Here is a 26,898-nt window from a genome sequence, read left to right on the forward strand (position 1 = left end):
CCCATCGCGATGCAAGGCCGCTCCTACAAGGGCCTTGTGCCGCGATGGGGGCGCAAAGCGGCCGTAACGGCCTACGCAGCCCCGTCCAACCCCATCTGCCAGAAATCCGCTTCCAGGCTGGACGCCTGGCCGAAAATCCCCACCAGCTCAGCAAACCGCTGCTCTGTCATGCTTCGCGCAGCCAGTTCATCCAGATGCTTGCGCGCGGCCGCCGCCACGCCTTGGTAGCCCTCCCCGGCATATTCGCCAATCCACTCGCGGTACGGGTGGTTGCTCAAATCGCCGATGCGTTCGGCCAAGGTTCGGCCGATCTCGGCATAGCCGATCACGCAAGGTGCCAGTGCCACATGCAGCTCCAGCAGGTCGCCGGCGGCGCCGCAGTCCAGCACGTAACGGGTATACGCCACCGTCGCCTGGTGCTCTGGTGCGGCCTCGATATCAGCCTGAGTCAACCCCCAGCGCGCGCACAGGCGCACATGCAACTCGGTTTCATCCAGGATCGCCGCCAGCCCGGCCTGCGCGGCACGGATGTCGGCCGGGCGGCGGCTTTTGTAGGCGGCCAGCGCCCAGGCGCGGGCGAACTGGATCAGAAACAGGTAATCCTGCACCAGGTAGGTTCGGAACGCTTGCTCGCTCAGCGTGCCCTCGCCCATCTGCCGCACGAAGTCATGGTCCACGTAGCGGTTCCACTGCGGCGCGGCAGCGGTCTTGAGGCGCTCGAAGATATCCATGCTCACTGGCCCTCCGGGTAGACGGCATCGAAGAAGGCCAGCTCCAACGCTACCGTGCGCTGGTAGAAGTCACTTGCCAGCGCGGCCTGTTGCGGGCCGACGCGGTCCAGCTCGGCCTGCAGGAAGGCGACGAAGTCCTGGAATGCCGGGTTGTCGTGCAGGGTGATCCACTCGGCATGGACGAAGTTTTCCGGCATCGGTTTCGGTGCCTTCAGCGCCCAATCCAGGTACAGGCCTTCGGCAACGTTGAGCACCGCCAGGGCCGCTGCGTAGGACCGGGTGGCTGCCGCTTCGCGCATGATCGCCTTGAAACCTGCGGTAGGCGCGGTATCGGCTGGTTCATCGCGTTGCGCCGGGCTGACATCCAGGGCCTCGAAGGCGCGCAGGAAGTACGTGTTCTCGTCGCTTGAGATCATCCCGGCGAAGCGGCCGAAACGCAGGCGGGCCTCGAACGTGTCGGCGGTGGCGATGGCCGCGCCCAGCAGGGTCAGGAAGCTGTCAAGAAAGCGGTGGTCCTGTACCAGGTAGTTGACCATGATCGGGTCCGGCAGGCTGCCGTCGCACAATTGGGTCACGAAACGGTGGCCAACGGCTGCCGACCAGGTCGGCTCGTTCTGGCGGTGCAGGGACTGGCTGAAACGTTCGGTCATGTTGCTGTCCTTGATGAGGGTGACAGCGAGACCTTGGCAGTTGACATGGACTGGGCCTCGCAGTGAGGCCGGCAAAAAGGCAGGTTACAAGCCCCATCCCTTCGCCGGCATGATCCGGATCAGGTTCGAAGGGTCACCGCGCTGCAGTGTTCAGCGGTTTCTCAGCCCATTGCCGGGCTCCCCTTGGTGGCGAACAGGTATACCCCAGTGCGTCGGGGCTGTCACGCCCCGATCCACCCAGTGAGTGGGCATTGGGTCACCCGCTTTTGGGGACTTAGGCCCATTCTTGACGCGCCATTATTTAGCGCACCCTAGGCGCCGCAAGGTTTTGTATGACAAAGCATTACTGAAATACCTGTTGGCACAGCCGTTGCTCAGGCCCAAAGACCAGGCAAAACGCCATTGATGGCCCTCAGCCATACAGCCGTGAGCGAGGCATAAGGCAATGAAAACACCTGCCGTGATTCACCCGAACCGGTATGTATTCCAGCTCTCTTCCGTCACCGCGCTGATGCTCAGCCTTGGGCTGATCACGGCCATGGCGAGCCCGCTGGACGACAACAGCCCGCCACCGCCGACGGACCCCTCGGCCTACACCGACCAGCCGGACGACCCGACCCCGGCCTTGCTCAACCTGAGCACCTTGCCAGAAGCCAACGAAGGCTCGCTGGAGCTGACCGATGGCGTGTACGGCAACCGCGATACGGTGCGTACCGACAACGTGCTGCCACCCGCCTTGCAAACCTCGGACAGGTACCCCACCAACGGCAAGCCCAGCCCGTTGTTCGGTGCGCAACCCTTCACCCAGCAACTGCTGCTTTTCGAAGAGTTCGGCCCGGAAAAACTCGACCCGACACTGCCGCCGCCAGACCTGACCTTCCCGGTGCCCACCTTGGGCGCGGCCCCGGCTCAAGACCCCAACGTAGTGGCCCGCAGCGGCCCCAGTGGCACAGCACTGGAAGCTTTCCTCAAGCAACCGGGCCTGTACCCGTTCCCGACCCAGTTCTCCAACGTGCTTGATCGAAACCCGTGGAAAGCACAGATCGAGATGTTCCTCAACCGCCACCCGGTCGGTTCGCCCGCCGAAGGCCGTCCACCAGGAAAAGGCTGGTCGCACCAGCGCTGGAACGAGTTTTATCCGCAGGCGGCATTCAAGACCGCGCAGGCTGGCGCGCGCATCAACCTTGGCCTGCGCGATCGCAGGCAAATGCACAACTACACAGTCGGGGAATTCGCCCCAGGTGGCCTGTACTACCAGACCTCCGATATCCCGACCACGCTGGGCACCACCAAGGGCATCGATACCCGCTTCCACCCGAACTTCCCGCTGCAGAACCACAAGTCGCTGTGGACCTTCGACGGCACCTTCCCGCCCAAGCTGCTGATGGTGCGCTACGGCCAGCCGATCCTGATGCGCCACTACAATGCCCTGCCGATCGACCCGTCGGCCAACGGCGGTTTTGGCCTGCACACCATCTCGACCCACGAGCACAACGGCCATTCCCCGGCCGAAAGCGATGGTTTCGCCAACGCCTACTTCTTCCCCGGCCAGTACTACGACTACCGTTGGCCGGTGCAACTGGCCGGCTACGACACCATCAACACCCGTGCCCAGGACCCGCGTGCGGCCTTCCCCTGCTCGCCGGGCGAAACCCTGTTCGTCAACGACGGCACACCGGGCCTGAAAACCTGCCAGAACGGCAGCATCAAGATTCGCGGCGACTGGCGTGAAACCATGAGCACCCACTGGTTCCACGACCACATGATGGATTTCACGGCGCAGAACGTCTACAAAGGCAACGCCGTGATGATGAACTACTACAGCGCCCTGGACCGTGGCAACGAAGCCCTGCAGGACGGCGTCAACCTGCGCTTCCCCAGCGGTTCGGGCATGCCGTGGGGTAACCGTGACTACGACGTCAACCTGGTGATAGCCGACAAGGCCTGGGATGCCAACGGCCAACTGTGGTTCAACCCGTTCAACACCGACGGCTTCCTGGGTGATCAGATCCTGGTCAACTGGCAGTACCAGCCCAAACTCAAGGTGCGTGCACGCAGCTACCGCTTCCGTATCCTCAACGGCTCGGTGTCGCGCTACTTCAAGTTTGCCGTGGTGCGGGAAATTGCCGGCACCAGTGGCGAGTTCAAAGGCCCTTCCGGCTCCAACGTATCGTATGCCCGAGTGCCGTTCCACATGATCGCCAACGACGGCAACATCATGGAGCACGCCGTGCCGTTCGACGGCACCCTGGACCTCAACGGTGACGGCAACCTGCAGGACAACAACGGCATTCTGCCGCTGCAAGGCATCGCCGAGCGCTACGACATCATCATCAACTTCGCCAAGAACGGCATCAAGGCGGGCGACAAGCTGTACTTCGTCAACCTGGAAGAGCACCGCACGGGCAAGGGCCCGGAAGGCACCATTTCGCTGGCCGACGTACTGTCGGAAAAATACAAGGCGGTGATCAAGCAGACCAGCAAAGGCCCACAGTGGGATAAAGGCGACCCAGCGGTCGGCAAGTTCCTGCAACTGTTGGTGCAGCCATACACCGGCCAGGACCTGAGCATGGACCCGGTGGCCTACGAGCCAGCCAAACCAGGCAAAGCCGCAGGCCTGAAAATGCTGCCGCTGCCCATTGATCGCAACTCGGCTACCGACCTGGCCAAGATCAAGGATGCCCGCCACCGTGAGTTCATCTTTGGCCGCTCCGATGGCACCGACACCACCCCCTGGACCATCAAGACCGACGGTGGCTTTGGCTACAGCATGGACCCACGGCGTATCAGTGCGGCACCGCAACTGGCCAACCAGTCCACCGACGGCGGCTTCAGTGGCGACGGCACCCTGGAAGTGTGGAAGATCAAGAACGGCGGTAATGGCTGGAGCCACCCGGTACACGTGCACTTCGAGGAAGGCGTGATTCTTAGCCGTGACGGCAAGGCCCCGCCAGAATGGGAAAAATGGGCACGCAAGGACGTATACCGTATCGGGCCGGATGCCGATTCTTCGGAAGAGGTGGAAATGGCCATCCGCTTCCGCGAATTCGCCGGTACCTACATGGAGCACTGCCACAACACCCAGCATGAAGACTCGTCGATGCTATTGCGCTGGGACATTGAACACCCAGGGCAGTTCCAGGTGATGCCGACACCGCTGCCAGGGTGGGATGGCGTGCAATACATGGCGTCGGTTGGCCTGCCGACCTTCCGCACCAAAGGCCATGACGACAACGACGACCCGGCCAACAAACCACCTGTGGCGGCTAACGACAGTGCTGCAACGACCGCTGGCAAACCGATCACCCTGAACGTGCTGGCCAATGACACCGACCCGGACGGCAACGTACCGCTGACCGTGACCGGCCTCAGCCAACCGGACTCTGGCCAGGGCACCGTCAGCACGGATGGCACCACGGTGACCTATACCCCACCGGCCACGGTCGAGACGCCGTTCACTGCCAGCTTCAATTACACCGCGCGTGATGCCAAGGGTGCCGAGTCGGTAACCCCGGCCACCGTCAGCATTGCCGTGAGCCCGGCAGCCGCGGTCGACCAGGTCCAGGTCACCAGTGCCACGGTGCAGGTGCGCAGTGGCAACCGCTACACCTGGGACGTGGCGGGCACGACTTCGGTGGCGACCGGCAACAGCATCAGTGTGACTGCAGCGTCTACCAGCGGCCCACTGAATCTGGGCAATGCCACGCTGACGGTCGCCACCTCCGGTGCTCGCTGGAAACTGTCGGTGACCACCACCGGCACGGGCCCGGCAACGCCGGCAACGGTGACCGTGAAATCGGCCCTGGGGCAAAGTGTGACGGTGCCGATCAGCATCAAGTAACCGACGCGTGAAACGGGGCCGCTGTGCGGCCCCACTTCAACCAAGCAACGAGGATCGCATCATGCACGGCTCATGGCGTTTCCTGCTGGTACTCGCGCTGTTCGCCGCCAGCATTCCATTTTGGCCACTGCAGCCGCCACAACCGGTAGCTGAAGAAGCCGCCACGCCCTGGGGTGCCAGCTATTTCCCCAACATACCCCTGCTGACCCAGGACGGCGAAAAAGTGCATTTCTTCGACGACCTGATCAGGGACAAGGTGGTCGCCATCAACTTCATCTTCACCGGCTGTTCCGATTCCTGCCCGGTGGAAACCGCCCGCCTGCGGCAGGTACAGAAAATCCTCGGTGACCGTGTCGGCAAGGATATCTTCCTCTATTCCATCAGCATCGACCCCTACAACGACACTCCCGCCACCCTCAAACGCTATGCCGAAAAGTTCGGCATAGGCCCTGGCTGGACGCTGCTGACCGGCGAACCCGACGATATCGAGCAACTGCGCCGCAGCCTGGGGCTGTGGATCGATGGCCTGGAAAACGGCCGCTCCAAAGACCACAACCTGAGCTTGATCATCGGTAACCAGGCCACTGGCCGCTGGATGAAGGCTTCGCCCTTCGAAAGCCCGTATATCCTCGCCGACCGTCTGGGCAACAGCCTGCACAACTGGAAGCAGGCCAGCGCCCTGGCCAATGACTATGCCCAGGCCCCGCAGGTGCGTCCGCCCAGCAGTGGCGAGCAGATCTTCCGCACCCGCTGCTCGTCCTGCCACACCTTGGGCAACATCGAGCCAGGCCAGCCAGGCATCGGCCCCGACCTGCTGGGCGTGACGCGTCAGCGTGACGCCAACTGGCTGACCCGCTGGCTGAAGGAGCCCGACCAGATGCTGGCCGAGAAAGACCCGCTGGCCATGCTGCTGTATGAGCAATACAACCGCTTGGCCATGCCCAACATGCGCCTCGGCGATGCCGAAGTCAGCGCATTGATGAGCTACATCGAAGAAGAAACCGCACGTCTGCAGACACCCGTGGCGAATAGGGAAAACCCCTAAAGGCGATTGGCCATCAGTCATTAGGTTGTCATCTTACTGTCGTATTTTCCGAACATCACCCAGGGTCGGGAACTATCAGCAGTGATACGCCGTTCGCTTTCCTCTTCCAGCCTTTTGCGGCTGCTGATCCTGATGCTCTGTGCAGCGACCCTGGCCTTTCTCTGGGGGTTGCACGTTACGCAGAAAGCCGCCGCCCGCCAGGATGCGTTGTCGGCCAAGGCCGCCGAACACCTGAACCTGGCCAGTATTGTCGGCGAAAGCCTGCGCCAGCTGGTTGACCGTGCCCAAGCGGTGGGCCGGGTTACCCAGGACGACATGAAAGTGCTGCGTCAAGGTAACTTCAGCCTGGCGCGTATCCTGGCTGAAGACCCGGTGTTCAAGCGCATGAGCCTGTACGATCGGCAAGGCCGGCTGCTGTCGGCCAGCCATGCCGACGAGGTCGCCGAGTTACCTGCCGATTGGTTGCGCCAGTTGCGGCGCCATGCAGGTCGCTACGGTTTCAAACCCTTCCTGCCAAGCATTCAGCCCCCCGGCCAACCCACCGCCCTGCCCACTTGGCGCTTGCCCTTTCTGCTGCCGCTGACCGACCCGGCCGGCCGAGAAATCGACAACATCCTGGTCGTGCAACTGGATATTGGCTACCTGGCAGTGCTGTTCCAGCATATCGACCTGGGCAGCAGCGGCCTGGTGCGCCTGCTGCAGGAAGACGGCCTGGAGCGGCTGCGCATCGATACCAGCGGCGTGGTGGTGGCTGGCGATTCATTGCAGCCCGAGCTGCCTGGCACTGACACTGAAGCGGGCATGATGACCCAGTACGTGGCGGGCGACGCTTACCAAAGCCTGTACCGCCATGTACCTGAGCGCGGCTTCAGTGTGGTGGTCAGCCAGCGCCAGGATGAAATCCTCGCCCCCTCGGCGCTGGCCTATTCCCGGCAGTTCTGGTTGAACCTGAGCATGACACTGATGATTCTTGCCAGCCTGCTATGGACCTTGCGCCTGCTGCGTAAACGCCAGGAGGCATTCGATGCGCTGGAACATGCCCAGCAGGTCAACCAGCAACTGATCGGGCGCCTCGAGGACGAACATCGGCGCAGCAGCCATGCCGCCGCCACCGACCACCTGAGTGGCCTGCACAACCGCCGCCAGTTCGTCGAGGTGGCCGGCCAGGCGCTGACGCGACAGCGTGGCAAGCGCCGGCTGATGGCGATCCTGTTCATCGACATGGACCGCTTCAAGTCGATCAACGATTCGCTGGGGCACAAGATTGGCGACCTGCTGCTACAAGCTGTGGCCGGGCGCATTCAGCGGCTGCTGGAACCCGGTGACGAGGCTTCGCGCTTTGGCGGCGACGAATTCGTAGTGCTGTTGGCCGGCGAGCGCAGCGAAGAGCAGATCAACGCCTGGGTTCGCGAACTGGTACAAAAACTGTCAGCCACTTACGCCCTGGATGGTCAGGAGGTCAACACCAGCCCAAGCGTTGGGGTGAGCATTTGCCCACGCGATGGCCAGGATATCGACAGCCTTATCCGCAGCGCCGACGCCGCGATGTATTCGGCCAAGCAGGCCGGGCGTGCGCAATACCGCTTCTTCGACCCTTCGCTGAACCTGGCCGACATCCAGGCCTTCACCCTCGAGCAGGCATTCGGCAGTGCCCTGGCCGAACGCCAGTTCGTGCTGCACTACCAGCCACAGATTCGCCTCGACACCCAGCAGGTATTGGGCTACGAAGCCCTTGTGCGCTGGGACCACCCAGAGTTCGGCTTGCTGTACCCGGACCGCTTCATCGACCTGGCCGAGCGCAGTGGTTTCATCGTCGAACTGGGCTGGGAGGTGCTGCGCCTGGCCTGTGAAGCGTTGTCGAGCTGGGATGCCCAGGGCCGGGAAACTCGGCTGGCAGTCAATGTATCCGCGCTGCAGTTGCGCCAAGGCGACTTCGCTGCCCGCCTGCTGAGCCAATTGCAGCATCACGGCATCGCGCCACAGCAGTTGGAGCTGGAAATTACCGAAACCACCATCCTCGACCCCGAAGGCACGGCGGTGACCCATCTGCACACCCTGCGCGGTGCGGGCCTGGGCATCAGCCTGGACGATTTCGGCCGCGGTTACGCTGGTTTTGCCCACCTGCACTCGCTGCCGCTAAGCAAGCTGAAGATCGACCGGTCGCTGATTGCGGCACTGTCCAACAGCCATGACGACAGCCCTATCGTGTCCTCCACCATCATCCTGGCCAAACGCCTGGGCCTGGAAGTGGTGGCCGAGGGTGTCGAAACCCGTGAGCAGGTGGTGTACCTGAAGCTTGCCGGCTGCGATATCGCCCAGGGCTATCACTTCAGCCGACCGCTGTCGCCGGCACAGTTATGCGATTACCCGCCCTTCAACGGCGTCGAGGACAAGGCATGCGTGTACTGAAAACACTGGTATGCCTGATGGCGCTCAACCTGTCAGCCAATGTCGCGTTGGCCGATTGCACCCCGCACAGCCTGCGCCTGGCCGTTATCCCGATCAAAAGCGCCGAAGACATGACCCGTGAGCACCAGCCACTGTTGCAGCGCCTGAGTCAGGCGGCTGGGGTGCCGGTGGAACTGGTGATCGCGGCCTCCTACGAAAGCGTGGTGGATGCCATTGTGTCGGGGGGCGCGGACATCGCCCGGCTCGGCCCGGCTTCGTATGTGCTGGCACACCGTCGCGACCCGCGTATCGAGCCGTTTGCCACCTTTACCTTGAGTGCCGGCCCGTACACCCCGGCGGGCAACCATTATCAGGCACTGTTGTTGACCCGTGACGACACGCCAGAAGACATCGAGGCCCTACGGGGCAAGCGTGTGGCCCTGACCGACCCGGCTAGCACTTCGGGCAGCCTGGTGCCCAGCGTCGAATTCGCCGCCCGGGTAGGCATGCCCTTGTCGCGGTTCTTTGGCGCATTGGTGTATGCCGGTAATCACGACAAGGCATTGGAAGCCCTGCTGGAGGGCCGAGTGGATGCGGCGTTCGTTGCCAGCGAGCGCACCGATGCCTACCTGGCCCGGCACGCCATGGCGCCGACACGGCTCAAGGCACTGTGGCGCTCGCGGCCGATCTACTACGACCCATACGTGTTCAGTGCCAGCCTGTGCCCGGCGCTGAGGGCGCGTATTCGCCACGCCATGCTCGAAGACCCGCAGGCCCTGGCGGCGTTCGTGCAATCGCAGGATGCCAGTGGGCTGGTGCCAGTCAGCCAAGCCGAATATGCGCCGCTGCAGCGGATGATGGATGCCGCGCTGCCGCGCTGACCCTGGCATGCAATATCCCTTGATACGCGTTATGGTGTGCTCCACTACCCATCGACACCCGCACCATGACCGATATCGAGCGCTACCTTCGCGCCGCCACCCGTGACAACACCCGGCGCAGCTACCAGGCCGCCATCGAGCACTTCGAAAGCCACTGGGGCGGTTTTCTCCCGGCCACCGCCGAGAGCATCGCCCGCTACCTGGTTGACCACGCCGACCAGCATGCGGTCAGCACCCTGCGCCAACGCCTGGCCGCGCTCAGCCAATGGCACGTCGCCCAAGGCTTCCCCGACCCAACCAAGGCGCCGCTGGTGCGTCAGGTGCTGCGCGGCATCCGCACCCTGCACCCGACACCCCCCAAACAGGCTGCCCCGCTGTTGCTGCAACATTTGCAAACCGCCGTGACGTGTTTTGAAGAAGAAGCCCGCCAGGCCCGTGAACACCACGACCTGGCCGCCCTGCGCCGGGCACGTCGTGACAGCGCGTTGCTGTTGCTGGGGTTCTGGCGCGGTTTTCGCGGTGATGAACTGGCACGCCTGCGCATCGAGCACATCCAGGCCGAGGCCGGTGTCGGCATCACGCTGTTCCTGCCACGCAGCAAGGGCGACCGCGAAGCCTTGGGTGTGCAACATCGTACCCCTGCCCTCAAAGCCTTGTGCCCGGTCACGGCCTACCTGCAATGGCTGGAAGTCGCCGGCATTGCCCATGGGCCGGTGTTTCGCAAGCTCGACCGCTGGGGCAACCTTGGCGACAGCGCGCTCAACAGCAACAGCCTGGTCGGCCTGCTGCGGCGCATGCTGGAGCGTGCCGGGGTACCGGCGGCGCTGTATACCGGCCACTCGCTGCGGCGTGGCTTCGCCACTTGGGCAACCGCCAATGGCTGGGAATTGAAGTCGTTGATGAGCTACGTGGGCTGGAAAGACGCCAAGTCGGCGCTGCGCTACATCGACGCGGCGCAGCGCTTTGGCGAACTGGCCGTGCTACCGACCAGTCAGGCGCAACGGCTTATTCCTTGAAGCTGTGCCGGGCCACGCCGCCCGTTTCCGGGCGTATGGCATACAGGTCGCCAGCATCGGGATAGTGGTGCAGGTCTTCGGGGCTCATGTCGAAGCGCGCGGTGCTGATGTACAAGGTGTTCATCCCCGGGCCGCCAAAGCAGCAACTGGTGGGGCACGGCACCGGCATCAACACCTGGTCGGTCAGGTGGCCGTGACGATCGTAGTGCAGCAGGCAACTGCCATGGTACTGGCACACCCACAACCCACCGTCGCGGTCCAGCGCCAAGCCATCCGGCCGCCCCAGTTCGGCGGGCGTTTCGGCAAACAGCGTAACCTCGCCCAGCCGGCCCTCGACGAGGTACTCGGCACGGTAGATCGCACGCGCCGCCGAATCGACGAAGTACACCGTGTGGCCATCCTGCGACCAGGCAATGCCAGTGGGCAACGCTATGTCGTCGTGGATCACCTGGTCGCTCAACTGCCCGTCGAAGCGGAACAATGCCCCGGTATTGCCACTGTAGGCATCGTCCATCAACCCGGTCACGAAGCGGCCTTGCGGGTCGCAGGCACCGTCGTTGAAACGGTAGGTCGAGCGTGGATGGACCGATGCCGAATGCTGACACACCTTGCGTGATGGCACATCGAAGATGGCCACGCTGGCATCTTCGGTGAAGATCAGGTTACCCCGGTCGGTCAGTGCCAGGGCGCCAATGCGGGCGGCTGATTCGTAAAGGCTCTCGACTTCACCATCGGGCGTCAGGCAGTTGATGCGCCCGCCAGAAATATCGACGAAGTACAACACGCCGCTGCGCTCATCCCAGACCAGGCTTTCACCCAAGTCCGCGCGCGTGTTGGCGACTTTGACTGGCACGTAGTTGCATTCCTTGATGCGGTTCCAGCGCTCGGCCACCTGCGCCAGGTCGCTGGCCTGCACACGGCCCAGGTCTCGGGGGTAGCTGACGCCGCTGTTTTCGTTGAAACGTGTGGCGGTGAACTGGCCGTTGCTGGCGCGCAAGATGTAACCCGTGTCATGGCACAGCGCACTGGCCAGGTACAGCACGCCCGGCGTCACCCACTCGGGTTTCAGCTCTTCTGGCGGTTGGCTGATGCCCCACATGCGGGTCTTGGCCACCGGTGAAATGGCATTGACCAGGATGCCGTGCTCCTGGCCCTCCATGCTCAGGGCGTTCATGATACCGACCTGGGCCATCTTGCCAGCGGCATAGGCCACCAGGCCAGGCTGGGCATAGCGTTGGTACATGGCGCGGTCGGAGGTGGTCAGCACTATCCGCGGTGCTGCGGAGCGTTTGAGGTGTGGCCAGGCATGCTTGGCCAGCCACACCGGTGCCTGCACGTTGATGCCCAAGGCGCGCTGCAAGAAGGCGTCGTCCTGGGCCTCGATACGCTGATAGTCGACCCAACCGGCATTGTGGATGAGGATGTCCAGCGCACCGAAATGCGCGACGGCCAGCTCGACCAGTTGCTTGCAGGCGGCCTCGTTTTCCAGCTGCCCTGCGTGCCCAACCACCGCGAAGCCCTTGGCGCGCATGGCCGCCAGTGCGTGCTCGAGCGCCGAGGCGTCCTGCCCTTGCCCCGAACGGTCGGTGCCCAGGTCGCTGATCACTACCCGCACGCCGCGTTCGGCCAACGCCATGGCGTAGGCCAGGCCCAGGCCCTGTGCGGCACCTGTAATGACCGCAACTTTATTGTGGAAAGGGTCTGTAACGGGCATTTCTGGCTACCTTCAATTCTCCTTTTTACGATATCAACAAAAAAATCAATGACTTAATATTAAAAGCATGCAACTTTGATATCTCACAGATATCACCGCCAAATCGCCGTGCTGTTAGGAATGCAGGATGATCGAAACACGTTTGCTGAGGCAGTTCATCGCCGTGGCCGAAGAGCTGCATTTTCACAAGGCCGCCGAGCGCCTGCACATGGCACAACCGCCATTGAGCCAGGCAATCAACCGGCTCGAGGAAAAGCTCGGTTTTGGCCTGTTTCTGCGCAACAAGCGCGGTGTTCGTCTGACGGCGGCAGGTACAGCTTTTCTAGATACGGCTTACCGCACGTTGGCTGAGCTGGAACAGGGGATCGAGTACGCCCGCAATGTGTCCGCGGGGGTCAGCGGCAAGCTGACCATCACAGCCATTTCCATCGCCTATTACGACTCGCTGCTCAGCAGCCTGCGCAGCTTTCGCGAGACCTATCCAAACGTGCAACTGACCATCCGCGAGATGCCATCGGCCTCGCAGGCCAAAGCGTTGCTGGCCGGCGAGGCGGACATCGGCTTCATGCGCAGGTTGCCGCTGCCGGTGGGCACCCTTGAAGCACGGTTGCTGCTTGACGAGCAGATCGTCATGGCCCTGCCCGCAAGCCATCCGAAGGCTCAGCACGAAGAAATCGACCTGCGCGAGTTTGCCGAGGAAGACTTCGTCTTTACCCCGCAAGCACTGGGCGGCGGCTATCACGCGCAGTTGGTTGCCCTGTGCGAGGCGGCGGGTTTCTACCCAAAGGTGGTACAGGAGGCCGCGCAGATCCATACCCTGCTTGGCCTGGTGGCTTGCGGTTTTGGCGTGGCGCTGGTGCCGGAATCGTTTGCCAGTTCAACGCCGCGCGAGCGCGTGCGGTTTCGCCCGATCCGGCCGATCGATGATCAACCGGCCCCAGGCCTTGGGCTGTACATGAAGTGGAGCGCCCAGAACGCTTCGCCGGCGCTGGCCAACTTCATTGCCATGTTCAACACGCAGGCATAAGGCTTTCTAGGCGTGGCCTTGGGTCGCGCTACGCCACAGCCTCCCAATGTCGCAAGCCCGAGCCTGCAACAATTCAGCCGCATTGGCACACGCCTGTTCCAGGCTCATCGGCCCGCTGGCCAGGGCGAATGCAGCATCCACCCCATGGGCATACAACTGCTGATAGCCCTCACCCAAGGTCCCGGCCAGTACCACCACCGGCACGCCATGGCGCTTGGCCACTCGAGCCACCCCCATTGGGGTTTTGCCGCGCAGCGTCTGCGCATCGAAACGGCCTTCGCCGGTTACCACCAGGTCTGCGCCGTGTACCAGCGCATCGAGGCCGGCCAGCTCGGCCACCACCTCCACGCCTGGGCGGAACTGCGCGCCCATGAAGGCCCGCGCGGCGAAACCCATGCCACCTGCGGCGCCGCAACCCGGATAGTCACGTACATCTTCCCCCAGCAGCCGTGCACAATGGTCGGCAAAATGCCCCAGTGCCATGTCCAGCGCCTCCACCTGCTGCGCGCTGGCACCCTTCTGCGGGCCGAAGATCGCCGATGCCCCGTTGACGCCGCACAGCGGGTTGTCGACGTCTGCGGCCACTTCAAATTGCACCTCGGCCAAGCGCGGATCGAGGTCGCTGGCATCGATACGTGCCAACTTGGCCAGGGCCAGGCCGCCCTCCTCCAGCGCATGGCCGTCGGCATCCAGCAGGCGCAGGCCAAGCGCGCGCAACATGCCACTGCCGGCGTCATTGGTGGCGCTGCCGCCGATGGCCAGCACCACCCGCTGCGCGCCAGCGGCCAGGGCCGCTGCGATCAGCTCGCCGGTGCCCCAGGTGCTGCTGCGGCATGCATCGCGCTGGCCGGTTGGCACCAATTGCAGGCCACTGGCCTGGGCCATCTCGATGATCGCCGTGCGACTTTGTGGCAACCAGCCCCAACCGGCCTCGACGCAGTGCCCCAGTGGCCCGCGCACGGCCTGACGGCGAAGTTCGCCATGGCTGGCAGCAAGGATCGCCTCCATGGTGCCTTCGCCGCCGTCGGCCATCGGGCACTCGACCCGTTCAGCGTCCGGCCACACTTGGCCAAGGCCCGCAGCGATGGCGCGGGCGACACCTGCAGCGTCGAGGCTGTCCTTGAACGAGTCGGGGGCAATGACGATCTTCATGGGGTTTCTCCTGTCCTGATGAGCGGCATGCTGACAGGTGCCCGCTTGGGTCGCCTCGGTCAAATGCACAAAACGCCGGGCAGGTTGTTTGGGCGGATGCCTTCGTGACGCACCCTGCTTGCGCTTCAGTCTGCCGGCAACAGCTGTAGCCCCAGGTACAAGCTAAGCATCCCTTCCATACGCAACGGGTCGACCTCGCCCAGTTCGGCAATCCGCTCCAGGCGGTAGCGCAGGCTGTTGCGGTGAATGCCCAGGGCATCGGCACAGGCCTGGCTCTGGCCGTCATGGGCACACCAGGCGCGTAGGGTGGTGAGCAACTGGCCACTGCCGTCCTTGCTGCGAATACGCTGTAGCGGCTCCAGCAACTCATCCAGTGCGTCATCGTTGCGGTGGCGCCACAGCAGTGCCGGCAACCGGTAACGCTGCAGGCTAAGCAAGCGTTGGGTGGGCAATACCTCGCGGCCATAGGCCAACAGGTCACGTACCCGGCGGTAACCCCGACGTACCTGCTCCAGGCTCTGAGCAACACTGCCCAGGGCCAGCCGTTCGACCTCCCAGCCATGGCGTTGCAGGCGCTCCAGCAGGCGCAGCTCATCCAGTGCTACTCCTGCCGGGCGGCACCACAACAACGACTGGCGCGCCGGGCTTACGCACCAGCTATCCGGGTATCGGCTCGTCAACCATGCGGCCAGCGCCTCGGCCGTTGACCCCGAGGCAATTTCAAACAGGCACGGTACCCGCGGTAGCTGGGGTTTCAGGCCAAGTTGGCGAGCTTCGTCAAGCAAGCGCGGGGAGTCACCGCTGCCGCCCAGCAACAGCGCCAGCAGGTCGTCACAGCGCTGCCTTCGCCACTGTTGGTCTGCCTGTAGATTGCGCTGGGCCAGCAGCATTTCGGCGGTCATGCGTACCAGTTCGCCATAGGTGCGCACCTGTTGCGGGTCACCGGTCAGGCCCAGCACGCCCATCAGCCGGCCATCGAGCATCAACGGCAGGTTGACCCCCGGCTGCACGCCCTTCAGGCATTTGGCTGCGTCGGTATCCAGCTCGACGATCCGGCCGTTGGCCAACACCAGCTGTGCCCCCTCGTGACGGGTGTTGATGCGTTCCGGTTCGCCACTGCCCAGGATCAGGCCCTGGCTGTCCATGACATTGACGTTGCACGGCAGGATGGCCATCGCCCGGTCAACGATATCCTGCGCCAGGTCATGGTCGAGCTCGAACATTGCGTGGTCCTTTAGGTGTTAGGCTTTTGGGCTCGGGCACAGCAGCTTGGGCCGAGCACTGTGCAAAAGCACAAAGACAGGCTAGCCGCAGTCCCCGAGACTCGTCAGGGCGAGCGCCGGAACAGGCGACGCGGCGAAAACCATAACAACAGAGAACCCGATCATGGCACACAGCCCCGCCCCTGACCAAGGCACGGACACCACCCGCAACGCGCTGTACCGGCGCATCACCCTGCGGCTGATTCCGTTCATTTTCATCTGCTACCTGTTCAACTACCTGGACCGCGTCAACGTCGGCTTTGCCAAGCTGCAGATGCTCGACGCCCTTAAGTTCAGCGAAACGGTGTACGGCCTTGGCGCTGGCATCTTCTTCATCGGCTACGTCTTGTGCGGTTTGCCGAGCAACCTGGCGCTCAACCGCTTTGGCCCACGGCGCTGGATCGCGCTGATGATGATCGCCTGGGGCAGCCTCTCCACCTGCCTGCTGTTCGTCACCACCCCAACCGAGTTCTACACCCTGCGCCTGCTCACCGGTGCCGCCGAAGCCGGCTTCTTCCCGGGTGTGGTGCTGTACCTCTCGCGCTGGTTCCCGGCGGCCCGACGCGGGCGCATCATGGCCCTGTTCATGTCGGCGATCCCGGTGTCGGGCCTGCTCGGCGGGCCGTTCTCCGGCTGGATTCTCGAGCACTTCGCCGCCGGCCAGCACGGCCTGGCCGGCTGGCAGTGGATGTTCCTGATCCAGGGCTTGCCAACTGTTGCACTGGGCGTACTGGCGGTGTTCCTGCTCAGTGACGGCTACCAGAAAGCCACCTGGCTGAGCCCGAGCGAACGCCAACTGATCGCCGCCGACCTGGAGGCCGATGCCGCCAGCAAGCCGACCACCACCGGTGACAGCGTGCTGGCGGTGTTGACCAACCCGCTGATCTGGACCTTTGGCTTCGTCTACTTCTGTATCCAAAGCGGCGTGTACGCGATCAACTTCTGGCTGCCATCGATCATCAAGGGCATGGGCTTCGACAACCCGCTGCTGATCGGCTGGCTCAGTGCCATCCCGTACCTGCTGGCCGGTGTGTTCATGATCCTTTGCGGGCGCTCGGCAGACCTGCGCAACGAACGCCGCTGGCACCTTGTGGTGCCGATGCTGATGGGTGCCGTCGGCCTGTTGATTGCGGTGAACTTTGCGGCTAACCCCACCATCGCCATTCTTGGCCTGTCGATCGCCACCATGGGCGCGCTAACCGGCCTGCCGATGTTCTGGCCAATGCCAACCGCGTTACTCAGTGCCGGTGCAGCGGTCGCGGGCCTGGCGTTGATCAACTCGGTGGGCCAGATGGCCGGCTTCCTCAGCCCTTACCTGGTGGGCTTCATCAAGGACCAGACCGGCTCCACCGACGCCGCGCTGTATTCGCTGGCGGCGCTGATCGTGCTGGGTAGCCTGGTGGCCTTGCGCGTTACCCGCGCGGGTGCGTTGAATACTGCACGGGCCAATTAAGGCATTGGCGGGTAAACCCGGCCCCACAGGGATACCACAACCTCAAAGACTGAGGTGATCCTGTGGGGTTGGGCCTACCCGCGACGAGGCCCGCCCAGGCCGGATTGTCCACCGATCGTCAGCTCAACGCATTTCCTCCTCATCCCAGGCGTCAAATGGTTCCAAAGGCCCCTTTGGAGTAGCCCCATGACCCAGCACGCCGTGGCCCGCCTGGCCCAGCTCGACGAACACCGCCCCCTGCGCGTACAGGCCGGCAACGAAGAACTCATCCTCATCCGCCAGGGCGATCAGGTGCATGCCTACCAGGGCAATTGCCCCCATGCAGGTGCCCCTCTGGATGAAGGCGTGGTTTGCGGCGGTCTGCTGGTCTGCCCCTGGCACAAAGCGGCTTTCGCCGTAGACGACGGGGTTGTTTGTGAACCCCCTGCGCTGGCCGACCTGCGACGCTACAAGGCTTGGGTCAAGGACGATGAAATTTGGGTCGATGACCAACCACTGCCAGTGATCGAGCCGCCCAGGCACAGCGATGCTCGCTGCTTCGTGGTGGTCGGTGCCGGTGCCGCCGGCAGCGCTGCGGTTGCCACCTTGCTGGCCCATGGCTTCGCTGGCCGGTTGGTGTGGGTCGATCAGGAACGCCAGCCAGCCTACGACCGCACGGCCCTGAGCAAATTCGTGATTGCCGGGCAGATGGCGCCCGATGAGGTGCCCGCACTGTTCGAAGCCGACGCCCTGCGCAAGGGCCATCTGGAGCGCAAGCATGGCAAGGTGCGCACACTGAACAGCCAGAAACGCCAACTTACGCTCGCCGATGGCCAGCAGATCGACTATGACGCCTGCCTGCTGGCAACCGGCGCCAAAGCCCTGCGCCCAGACATTGCCGGTGTTGATCTGCCCGGGGTGTTCACCCTTCGCTCTCGGGAGGATGCCGCCCAGTTGCTGGACGCTGCCGAGCCTGGCCAACCCGTGGTGATCGTCGGTGACGGCTTTATCGGCCTCGAAGCCGCCTCGGCATTGCGCAAATATGGCGTACAAGTACACGTGGTCACTCGCCATGAAGCCCCACTGGCCCGGCAGTTGGGTGAACGTATCGGCCGCAGCATCCGTGAGCTGCATGAACGCAAAGGTGTCACTTTCCACGGCCCCACTGACGTTCAACGCATCGAGGGCCAGGGCAGCGTCGAAGCCGTGCAGTTGGCCAACGGTGAACGGCTGCAGACACCCCTGGTGCTGCTGGGGACTGGCGTCAAACCGGCCACTGGCTTCCTTCAAGGTGTGCCGCTGACCGAGGACAAATCCGTGAGAGTCGATGCAGAAATGCGCGCTGCCGATGGGCTGTGGGCTGCAGGTGATATCGCCACCTTTCCGTTCAGTGGCCGGCCAGTGCGTATCGAGCACTGGCGCCTGGCCCAGCAACATGGGGTGATCGCTGCCGCCAACATGCTTGGCGAACAACGCCGCTATGCCGATGTGCCGTTCTTCTGGACTTACCAGCACGGCCGCACCTATGAAGTACTCGGCCATGCCCAGGACTGGAACCGGATCGAGTTCGTCGGTGAGCCCGAGAACGGCGATTTCATTGCCCTGCAGTGTGTGGATGAACGGGTCGAAGCCGTGATCGCCAAGGGTTACTCCGATGCCATGGCGGCGCTGTCGCAACGCATGAAGCGGCCATTGAGCCTGCAGGAGGCGTTGCAGGTGATTGGCTGAAGGCCGCCTTTCAATGCGTCCCGGTTGTGTGTAAAACAGGTGGATCAGCCGACTGCAAAAGGACCCCCGCGCATGATCTACCGCCCACTCGGCCACAGTGGCCTGCAGGTTTCCGCCCTTACCCTGGGCAGCATGATGTTCGGCGAGCAGACCAGCACCGAGGACGCCTTGCGCATCATCGACAAGGCCTGGGATCAGGGCATCAATTTCATCGATACCGCCGATGTGTACAACGCTGGGCGCTCGGAAGAAATCGTCGGTGAAGCCGTGGCGCGCCATCGCCACGACTGGATCGTCGCCAGCAAGGTCGGCTTCGGCCCGGCCGACGGCCTGCCCAACCGCAGCGGGCTGTCGCGCAAGCACATCTTCAATGCCCTGGAGGCCACGCTGACCCGCATGGGCATGGATTACCTCGACATTTACTACCTGCACCGCGAAGACCACAAGGTGCCGCTGGAAGAAACCGTGCAGGCCGTTGGCGACTTGCTGCGCCAGGGCAAGATCCGTTACTGGGGCGTGTCCAACTTCCGTGGTTGGCGCATTGCCGAGGTTTGCCACATTGCCGAGCGCCTGGGCATACCCAAGCCGGTGGTCAGCCAGCCGCTGTACAACATCGTCAACCGCCAGGCCGAGCCCGAGCAACTCACCGCCGCAGCGGCCCATGGCCTTGGCGTAGTGCCTTTCAGCCCGCTGGCCCGAGGCGTGCTCAGTGGCAAGTATGCGCCGGGCGCCGTACCGGACGCCGGGAGCCGTGCAGGGCGGCAGGACAAACGCATCATGGAAGTGGAATGGCGCCAGGAGTCGTTGGCCATTGCCCGGCAGATTCAAACGTATGTCGAGGCCAAGGGTGTTGGCATTGTCGAGTTCGCCATTGCCTGGGTGTTGAACAACCAACTGGTGAGCTCTGCGATTGTCGGGCCACGTACCGAAGAGCAGTGGGAGACCTACGGCGGCGCACTGGCGGTGAAGATAACCGCAGAGGATGAAGCCTTCATCGATTCACTGGTGACGCCTGGGCATGCGTCGACACCGGGGTTCAATGATGTGGCCCATTATGTGAGCGGGCGGATGGCGCGTAGCTGAGCCATTGGGGAGCCCAACGCCGGGCTCCCGGTCCCCCCTTTCCCCAATCACCTCGGTATCGTGCGCACCATTGGTTTTTCACCTCTGGAGCTGCAATGAAACTCTTGCAACCGCTGCAAATCGGCCCACTCACCTTGCCCAACCGTGTGTTCATGGCCCCCCTCACCCGGCTGCGCAGCCTGGAACCGGGCGACGTACCCACCGCGCTGATGGCCGAGTACTACCGCCAGCGTGCCAGCGCCGGGTTGATCATCACCGAGGCCACGCAGATCTCCTTCCAGGCCAAGGGCTATTCCGGCTCGCCCGGCATTCACAGCGCCGAACAGATCGCTGCCTGGCAGCACATCAACCAAGGTATTCATGCTGATGGCGGCCACAGCGCCGTTCAGGTGTGGCACACCGGGCGGGTGTCGCACACCTCGCTGCAACCTGGCGGCGAAGCGCCGGTGGCGCCATCGGCGCTGCCGGCCGGTGCGCGTACGACCCTGCGTGACGAGCAAGGCAACCTGATGCGCGTGGAAACCTCGGCGCCACGGGCGCTCGGCGAAGCGGAAATCGCCGAGATCGTTGCCGACTTCGGTCAGGCAGCGGTCAATGCCCGCGCGGCTGGCTTCGATTTCATCGAGTTGCACGCTGCGCACGGTTATCTGTTGCATCAGTTCCTGACGCCAAGCGCCAACCAGCGCGAAGACCGCTACGGCGGCAGTGTCGAAAACCGTGCACGCATCGTGCTTGAAGCGGTGGACGCAGCCATTGCCAGCTGGAGCGCCGAACGTGTGGGTATCCGTGTATTCCCGCTGGGTGGCTTCAATGGCGTGGACAATGGCGAAGACCAGGAAGCCGCTGGTCTGTATCTGATCCGCGAGCTGGCCAAGCGCAACCTTGCCTACCTGCACCTGTCCGAGCCGGACTGGGCTGGCGGCAAGCCGCTGCGTGACGAATTCCGCCAGGCGATACGCGCGGCCTACCCAGGGGTGATCATCGCAGCAGGTGCCTACACCGCCGAGAAAGGTGAAGACCTGATCGCCCGCGGCTTGATCGATGCCGTGGCGTTTGGGCGCAGCTACATCGCCAACCCGGACCTGGTGGAGCGGCTGCGGCTGCAGGCGCCGTTGAATGAGCACAGGGCGCAGTTCGATTACGCCAATGGGCCTGAAGGGTACACGGACTATCCGTTCCTGAAGCAGGCTTGATGCTGAAACGGGAGCTCAGCTGGCTCCCGTTTTTCTTGCCAGCAGCTTTAACGCAGTTCGGCCAGCGCCTGCGCTGCATAGGCATGCGAGCGCTGCCGCGCCAGCGGGTCATGGATGCGGCAGTCGATCATCAGCTCGTCCGCATCGGTCTGTTCGATCAGCGAGCGCAGCCCTTCCCGTACCCGCTGTGGCCCACCGGCCACCGTACAGGCCATGACCTGTTCAAGTACCGCACGCTCATGCTCAGGCAGGCGTTCGACATAGCCCTCCTGCGGTTTGGGCAACAAGCCCAAGCGCCCGACGTGCAGGTCCAGCATCCACTTGCGGTGCGAGCTGGCCAGGTAGTCCGCCTCGGCATCGCTGGCGGCGGCGAACAGGTTCATGCCCACCATCACATAGGGTTTGGCCAACTGCTCGGAAGGCTGGAAGTTGGCCCGGTAATGGGCAATTGCCTGCAGCAGGTAACGCGGGGCAAAGTGTGAGGCGAAGGCATAAGGCAGGCCCAGCTTGGCCGCTAGATCGGCGCCAAACAGGCTGGAACCAAGGATCCACACCGGCACATCGTGTCTGCCGGGCACACCACGCACTCGGCGTTTACCATTGTCGGCCAGGTAATCCCGCAGCTCGGCGATGTCCTGGCTGAAATCACGCTCTGGCGCGGCACCGCGCAAGGCGCGCACGGTCGGCCCGGAAGTACCTGGCGCACGGCCCAGGCCCAGGTCGATGCGGCCTGGGTGCAAGGTGTCGAGGGTGCCGAACTGCTCGGCCACCACCAACGGTGCATGGTTGGGCAGCATGATGCCACCGGCACCGACACGGATGTGTTGGGTGGCATTGGCAATTTCGTTGATCACCAGCGAAGTGGCAGCCGAGCCGATGCCCGGCATGTCATGGTGTTCGGCGATCCAGTAACGGCTGTAGTGCTGTTGCTCGACATGCCGCGCCAGCTGGCGGGATTCTTCGATCGCGTCGGCGAAGGTCTTGCCTTCGCCGATCATGACCAGATCCAGTACGGACAGTGCAGTCATGGGGTCTCCAGTGGGATTATCAGTGGCTGACAGTTTCTATGCTCCGCCGCCAGCGATAAACCCAGCTTCAGGCCCGGCATAGGGGCCTGTCATTCCCCAATCAGTATTCCCAGGGCACGCCCGGTTCCCAGCTGGCCACCAGCAAATCGATGAAGCCGCGTACCCGAGGGGACAAGTGGCGCTTGCTCGGGTACACGATGCGAATCGGGTCTGCCGGTGGCCGGTAGCCATGCAGTACTTCCACCAGGGTGCCGGCGCGCAGGTCGTCGCCGGTGATGTAGGTGGGCAGGTGAATCAGCCCGAAACCGGCCCGGGCGCCGTCGAGCATGGCCTCGGAACTGTCTATGTTCAGCCGCCCGGGGTCTTCGCACAGGTGCAGGCCGGCTTCGGTGTGAAAGCGCCAGGGCATGGCCTTTTCGCCCGCGAGGAAGGCAATCTTGTCGTGGCCGTAGAGGTCACCGGGCACTTGAGGTACGCCGCGTTTTTCCAGATAAGCAGGCGATGCGCAGGTCACGAACTGCTGCCAGGCCACCGTGCGAGTCAGCAACTGCGAGTCCTCCTTGGGGGCACCTATGCGCACGGCGACGTCCACGCCCTCCTCCACCAGGTCGACGAAACGGTCGGTAAAACGGATGTCCGCACGCAGTTCGGGCCATTGCTTGAGGTACTGGTCGAGAATCGGCAGTACATGGCGCTGGCCGAGCGACAGCGGCGCGGTCAGGCGCAGGGTGCCGGTGGGTTTGCCACGGCGCTGGGCCATGGTGCTTTCAACTTCGTCCAGGTCATCCAGAATCTGCCGCCAGCGCTCGAACGCCACCAGGCCTTCATCGGTGAGGCTCAGTTTGCGCGTGGTGCGATTGAGCAGGCGTACCGCCATGCGTGCTTCCAGGCGCGCGATGCTCTTGCCCACCGCTGAACGGGTCAGGCCCAGGCTGGCAGCGGCGGCGGTGAAGCTGCCAGCCTTCGCGGCGCTGACGAAGGCGGCGATGTCGCCGAAGCGGTTGGGTTCCATGGTGTTATCCTGACGCTGATGAGACCGCCTTAGATGGGTGCAATTCCAGCCAATACAAGGTGCTGGCCCCTATCGACCTTCAAGGTAGCGGTCTGTCCAGCTGGCCAGCGGCAGGGGTGGTTGCTGATAGACAATGCGCCGCCAGATGAGCAGCAGATCATCACCATCAAGCATCGAACCAGGCCCGCTGCCTTTCCACTGCGAAGGTACATCGACCACCCAGTGCCCTTGGTGATCACGGTGCGCCATGTTGAAACGGAAGGTGTAGTTCCCGGGGATGCCCATGCGCAGGTCGGTGACCACCAGCGCGTCGCCTATCTGGTCGTACCGCAACCAGTCATCGGTGAACCAACGCAAACGCTGGTGCAAAGGATCGTTCTTCAATGCTTGCGCCAGCGCCAGGTTGCGCGGCAAACGCTGCATTTCAGGCACTTGCCGGTCGAACCCGCTGCTGATGCCTTCGTAGTAATCGCCATTCGGCGTCTTGGCCAGTACCCGCCAGACCAAACTGTTGAATGCGATCGGCACGGCACGTACCTCGTTCGCGACGATACCTTGCTGGTCGAGCGCCGCTTGGAAGCGCTGCTCGGCCGCCATGCGCCCGGCCAGGCCGAAACCCAGGTAGCAGGTGCTCAATGCCAATGCCAGGGTCAGCAGGCGGGTAGCCTGGCCGGTCATCCCTTTGATGATGGCGTATATCACCCCAGCCAGCAGCGGCAAGGTATAGACCGGGTCGATGATGAACACCGCCGCCCAGCTTTGCGGCGTGGTCTGCAAAGGCCAGAACAACTGCGTGCCGTAGACCGTGAAGGCATCGAGTACCGGGTGGGTGACCAACACTAGCCAAAACGCCAGAAAAAGCCTGGGCAAGGTATAACCCTTGCCAGGCCAGCATTTGTTGACCAGCCAGGCCAACAGCAAGGCCAGCCCGGTGAGCACCAACAGCGAGTGGGAGAAGCCGCGATGGTAAGTCATCTGCGACACCGGGTCGGCGTAGCGAATGATCACATCCAGGTCTGGCAGCGTACCCAGTGCGGCGCCATACAGCAGCGAGCGGCGGCCCTGAATGCGCCCGAGCACGGTCCCTTGCAGGGCCGCGCCCAGTACGGCTTGGGTGATGGAGTCCAAGGTTGGCATTCCTGAAAGAGTCGTATTCGGAAGCTACCTGCATACACCCCTGATGCGCAATTCCCCTGAATGGCTTAGAACAGTTGCCATGTGTACACCAGCGTCAGGCGGTTTTCGTCGATGTCGCTGCGGTAGTTGGACCGCGCCATGGCATTGCGTACCCGAATCCCCAGCCCCTTCAGCACCCCGCTCTGCACCGCATAGCCAATATCCAGGTCACGCTCGCGATCACGCCCTTCGTAACCCAGCCCGGTATCGACATTGTTACCCGTTATGTAGCGAACGGTCGCCGTCAGCCCCGGTACGCCCATGGCGGCGAAGTTGTAGTCGTAACGCACTTGGTACGAGCGTTCGTCGGTATAGGCAAACTCATAGGTCGGCACCTCGTTACCCAGCGGCGAAATGTTGGCGAATACCCGTGGGAACGGGCTGTCGCCATAGATGCCCTGGTAACCCACATGGAAACTGTGGCCGCCATGCCGGGCGGTGAACATCGAGAAGAAGGCCTGGTTGTCGATATTGCCCAGCAAAGCATCGCCATCCTCGCGTGCAGTGAAGTACCCCAGGTTGGCGCTGAGTACCCAGTCGCCCACTGGCTTGCTGTGCTTCAGGCCGACGAAGCCCTGCTCGTAGATGTCTTCGAGTTGCCCGTACCACAGGCTGACACTGCTCTGGTTGGCATTGAAGGCGTAGTCGCCACCCACGTAGTTGAACGCATCACTCTCAGCCTGGCGCATCGGCACATGGCCGAGCATCGCGTTCATCTTGCCATCGCCGCCCTCGTTGCGCAGGTGGGTGCTTTTCAAGTGACCGGCCTGCAGGGTCAGCCCGTCGATTTCCGACGAACTCAAACTGGCGCCCTGGTAGGTCGGTGGCAGCAGGCGAATATCACTGAAGGTCAGCACCGGCAGGTTCGGTTGCAGCTCGCCTATACGCAGCTCGGTTTTTGATAGCCGTGCCTTGAAGGTGGGTGCCAGGCGGCTGTACTCGTCGGCCGCGCGGCCATCGCCATGCACCGGCAGCAGGCCAGTGTTGGCCCGGTCGGGGCTGCTGTCGAGCTTGATGCCAAGCAGGCCCAGGGCATCCACGCCAAAGCCGACCGTGCCTGGGGTGTAGCCGCTCTTGAAGTCGAGGATGAAGCCCTGGGCCCACTCCTCGGCCTTGGACTGCTTGTTGGCCCCGACGATGTCGGAGAAATCGCGGCTGAAGTAGTAGTTACGGGCACTCAAGGTGGCCTTCGAGTCCTCGAAGAAGCCGCCTTCGGCAGCCAGCAGTGGCTGGCTGAGCAACGTCAGGCCCAGGGCAACGCAAGGGGTGTGATTCATTCCGAAGCTCTCTTGATCTTGTTTTTATGGGTAAAGCGTTGGGAACACGGCAGGTCATGGGTTACGGCGCAGCACCTCCTGGGCACGTGGCTGGCGCAGCCGGAGCAGTGCGTGAGCCAGCAGGCCGAACAACAGCCCCCAGAACGCCGCCGACAGGCCCAGGAAAGCCACCCCAGACGCGGTGACCAGGAAGGTGAACAGCCCGGCATCGCGCTCGGCCGGTTCTGCCAGGCTGCGGGCCAATGCCTCGCTGATGGCGCCATACAGGGCCAGACCGGCCAGGGCGGCGATCAGTGCGGCAGGAAAGGCTGCGAACAGCGACATCAAGGTGGCCCCGGCAATGCCCAGCAGCAGGTACAGCGCACTGCCAGCTACCGCCGCCACGTAGCGCCGCCTCGGGTTTTCATGGGCTTCATGGCCGGTGCACAGGCTGGCGGTGACCGCCGCCAGGTTCAGCCCGTGGCAGCCGAATGGCGCCAGCAGTGCCCCGGCCAGGGCGCTGGCGCTGATCAGCGGGCTGGCAGGCGTGGGGTAGCCGGCGTTGCGCAGTACCGCCATGCCCGGCATGAACTGCCCGGTAAGCGCCACCAGCACCATCGGCAGCGCCAGGCTGAACACCGCCGCCAGGCTGAACTGCGGAGAGACCCACTGGGGCGAGGCCAGTTCAAGCACCAGTGCTTCGCTACGGAACGCACCGCTGGCCACGGTCACCACGGTGCCCACGCACAGCACCGCAGCCACTGCATAGCGCGGCTGCACCCGGCGCATCAGCACGTAGGTGATGAACATCGCCAACACCAGCATGGGTTGCATCGGCAAGGCCCGAAACACCTCGATGCCGAAGCTGAACAGAATGCCGGCCTGCATGCCGGCGGCAATGGAGCCCGGCAACCGCGCAATAATGCGGTCGAAGGCTCCACTGATGCCAATCAGCAGCAGAACCAGGTTGGCCACGAGATAGGCGCCCACGGCCTGCTCCAGCCCCAGTTGCGGCAAGGCGGTGACCAGCAGCGCCGACCCTGGGATGGACCAGGCGATCACGACCGGTACGCGGTAGCGCAGGCTCAGTAGCGCACCGAGCACGGCACTGCCCATGGACACGGCCCAGACCCAGGACGACAGTTGCTGGTGCGACAGGCCGGCGGCTTCGGCGGCGTGGAAGATGATCACCAGCGGGCCGGCGTAGGAGATCATCGTGGCGATGCAGCCGGCGATGATGGCGGACAGCGAGCTGTCCTTGATCAAGGTTGTCATGAGACTCT

20 protein-coding genes, 1 pseudogene and 1 riboswitch are annotated in these 26,898 nt (G+C 63.4%); of the genes and pseudogenes, 10 read left to right on the forward strand and 11 right to left on the reverse strand.

What is annotated here, in order from left to right; all coding sequences use genetic code 11:
* Window positions 1-71: 71 nt before the first annotated feature.
* Together tenA and ACNQP3_RS14050 are read right to left on the reverse strand one after the other, a co-directional pair.
* Entirely contained in the window at window positions 72-731 is a 660-nt protein-coding gene (gene tenA, locus ACNQP3_RS14045) for a thiaminase II (RefSeq protein WP_060493670.1), read from the reverse strand.
* Window positions 732-733: 2 nt separating this feature from the next.
* The gene (locus ACNQP3_RS14050) at window positions 734-1,381 is read right to left on the reverse strand and encodes a TenA family protein (protein WP_060493669.1); all 648 of its coding nucleotides are present in this window, start codon (window positions 1,379-1,381) and stop codon (window positions 734-736) included.
* 79 nt (window positions 1,382-1,460) lie between these two features.
* A riboswitch (TPP riboswitch) is annotated at window positions 1,461-1,575 on the reverse strand.
* Window positions 1,576-1,826: 251 nt separating this feature from the next.
* Here ACNQP3_RS14050 and ACNQP3_RS14055 point away from each other — a divergent pair.
* The 5 genes from ACNQP3_RS14055 (at window position 1,827) to ACNQP3_RS14075 (ending at window position 10,552) form a co-directional block, all read left to right on the forward strand.
* Window positions 1,827-5,222, forward strand: a complete 3,396-nt coding sequence (locus ACNQP3_RS14055) for an Ig-like domain-containing protein (protein WP_012272302.1) — start codon at window positions 1,827-1,829, stop codon at window positions 5,220-5,222.
* Window positions 5,223-5,283: 61 nt separating this feature from the next.
* Window positions 5,284-6,267 (forward strand): SCO family protein, encoded by a 984-nt coding sequence (locus ACNQP3_RS14060; RefSeq protein ID WP_012272303.1) that lies wholly within the window; start codon window positions 5,284-5,286, stop codon window positions 6,265-6,267.
* Between the two features lie 81 nt (window positions 6,268-6,348).
* Window positions 6,349-8,676, forward strand: a complete 2,328-nt coding sequence (locus ACNQP3_RS14065; RefSeq protein ID WP_060493667.1) for a putative bifunctional diguanylate cyclase/phosphodiesterase — start codon at window positions 6,349-6,351, stop codon at window positions 8,674-8,676.
* Window positions 8,664-9,536: a phosphate/phosphite/phosphonate ABC transporter substrate-binding protein gene (locus ACNQP3_RS14070; protein WP_069942620.1), complete on the forward strand. Its 873-nt coding sequence runs from the start codon at window positions 8,664-8,666 to the stop codon at window positions 9,534-9,536. The genes ACNQP3_RS14065 and ACNQP3_RS14070 overlap by 13 nt, the downstream gene beginning before the upstream one ends.
* 65 nt (window positions 9,537-9,601) lie before the next feature.
* The gene (locus ACNQP3_RS14075) at window positions 9,602-10,552 is read left to right on the forward strand and encodes a site-specific integrase (protein WP_012272306.1); all 951 of its coding nucleotides are present in this window, start codon (window positions 9,602-9,604) and stop codon (window positions 10,550-10,552) included.
* On the opposite strand, the gene ACNQP3_RS14080 is transcribed toward ACNQP3_RS14075, so the two are convergent.
* Together ACNQP3_RS14080 and ACNQP3_RS14085 are read right to left on the reverse strand one after the other, a co-directional pair.
* A complete protein-coding gene (locus ACNQP3_RS14080) occupies window positions 10,542-11,651 on the reverse strand; it encodes an SMP-30/gluconolactonase/LRE family protein (RefSeq protein WP_223296415.1) in 1,110 nt (369 codons plus the stop codon). The two genes, ACNQP3_RS14075 and ACNQP3_RS14080, sit on opposite strands and share 11 nt — an antisense overlap.
* 54 nt (window positions 11,652-11,705) lie before the next feature.
* A pseudogene (locus ACNQP3_RS14085) lies at window positions 11,706-12,266 on the reverse strand (SDR family NAD(P)-dependent oxidoreductase); the annotation flags it as partial.
* A gap of 127 nt (window positions 12,267-12,393) precedes the next feature.
* Between ACNQP3_RS14085 and ACNQP3_RS14090 the strand changes: the two are divergent.
* Complete coding sequence (locus ACNQP3_RS14090; RefSeq protein WP_012272308.1) at window positions 12,394-13,293, forward strand: LysR family transcriptional regulator; 900 nt, start codon at window positions 12,394-12,396, stop codon at window positions 13,291-13,293.
* A gap of 6 nt (window positions 13,294-13,299) precedes the next feature.
* Here ACNQP3_RS14090 and ACNQP3_RS14095 read toward each other — a convergent pair whose 3' ends face one another.
* Together ACNQP3_RS14095 and ACNQP3_RS14100 are read right to left on the reverse strand one after the other, a co-directional pair.
* Window positions 13,300-14,445, reverse strand: a complete 1,146-nt coding sequence (locus ACNQP3_RS14095) for a glycerate kinase (RefSeq protein WP_264317253.1) — start codon at window positions 14,443-14,445, stop codon at window positions 13,300-13,302.
* Window positions 14,446-14,570: 125 nt separating this feature from the next.
* Window positions 14,571-15,668, reverse strand: coding sequence for a sugar diacid recognition domain-containing protein (locus ACNQP3_RS14100; protein ID WP_012272310.1), 1,098 nt, complete (start codon window positions 15,666-15,668; stop codon window positions 14,571-14,573).
* A gap of 163 nt (window positions 15,669-15,831) precedes the next feature.
* Between ACNQP3_RS14100 and ACNQP3_RS14105 the strand changes: the two genes are divergently transcribed.
* The 4 genes from ACNQP3_RS14105 to ACNQP3_RS14120 all read left to right on the forward strand — a co-directional run bounded on the left by ACNQP3_RS14105 (window position 15,832) and on the right by ACNQP3_RS14120 (window position 21,143).
* A complete protein-coding gene (locus ACNQP3_RS14105; protein WP_012272311.1) occupies window positions 15,832-17,160 on the forward strand; it encodes an MFS transporter in 1,329 nt (442 codons plus the stop codon).
* 186 nt (window positions 17,161-17,346) lie between these two features.
* On the forward strand, window positions 17,347-18,867 hold the full coding sequence (locus ACNQP3_RS14110; protein WP_060515001.1) for an FAD-dependent oxidoreductase: 1,521 nt from the start codon (window positions 17,347-17,349) through the stop codon (window positions 18,865-18,867).
* 72 nt (window positions 18,868-18,939) lie between these two features.
* Window positions 18,940-19,950, forward strand: coding sequence for an aldo/keto reductase (locus tag ACNQP3_RS14115; RefSeq protein ID WP_060493662.1), 1,011 nt, complete (start codon window positions 18,940-18,942; stop codon window positions 19,948-19,950).
* A 95-nt stretch (window positions 19,951-20,045) separates the two neighbouring features.
* Complete coding sequence (locus tag ACNQP3_RS14120; protein ID WP_264317254.1) at window positions 20,046-21,143, forward strand: alkene reductase; 1,098 nt, start codon at window positions 20,046-20,048, stop codon at window positions 21,141-21,143.
* 47 nt (window positions 21,144-21,190) lie between these two features.
* Here the strand turns inward: ACNQP3_RS14120 and ACNQP3_RS14125 are convergent, their stop codons facing one another.
* From ACNQP3_RS14125 to ACNQP3_RS14145, 5 genes are all read right to left on the reverse strand, one after another.
* Window positions 21,191-22,171 carry an LLM class flavin-dependent oxidoreductase gene (locus tag ACNQP3_RS14125; protein WP_264317255.1) on the reverse strand — a complete coding sequence of 327 codons (981 nt, stop codon included), beginning with the start codon at window positions 22,169-22,171 and terminating at the stop codon, window positions 21,191-21,193.
* 100 nt (window positions 22,172-22,271) lie between these two features.
* Window positions 22,272-23,183: a LysR family transcriptional regulator gene (locus ACNQP3_RS14130; protein WP_012272316.1), complete on the reverse strand. Its 912-nt coding sequence runs from the start codon at window positions 23,181-23,183 to the stop codon at window positions 22,272-22,274.
* A 69-nt stretch (window positions 23,184-23,252) separates the two neighbouring features.
* Entirely contained in the window at window positions 23,253-24,311 is a 1,059-nt protein-coding gene (locus ACNQP3_RS14135; RefSeq protein ID WP_060515000.1) for a metal-dependent hydrolase, read from the reverse strand.
* Between the two features lie 74 nt (window positions 24,312-24,385).
* Window positions 24,386-25,636, reverse strand: coding sequence for an OprD family porin (locus ACNQP3_RS14140; RefSeq protein WP_012272318.1), 1,251 nt, complete (start codon window positions 25,634-25,636; stop codon window positions 24,386-24,388).
* A 54-nt stretch (window positions 25,637-25,690) separates the two neighbouring features.
* On the reverse strand, window positions 25,691-26,890 hold the full coding sequence (locus ACNQP3_RS14145) for a benzoate/H(+) symporter BenE family transporter (protein ID WP_041166493.1): 1,200 nt from the start codon (window positions 26,888-26,890) through the stop codon (window positions 25,691-25,693).
* Window positions 26,891-26,898 lie beyond the last annotated feature (8 nt).

Origin of the sequence: Pseudomonas sp. LFS074, from assembly GCF_047978165.1 — a bacterium.
Classification (GTDB): Bacteria; Pseudomonadota; Gammaproteobacteria; order Pseudomonadales; family Pseudomonadaceae; genus Aquipseudomonas; species Aquipseudomonas putida_P.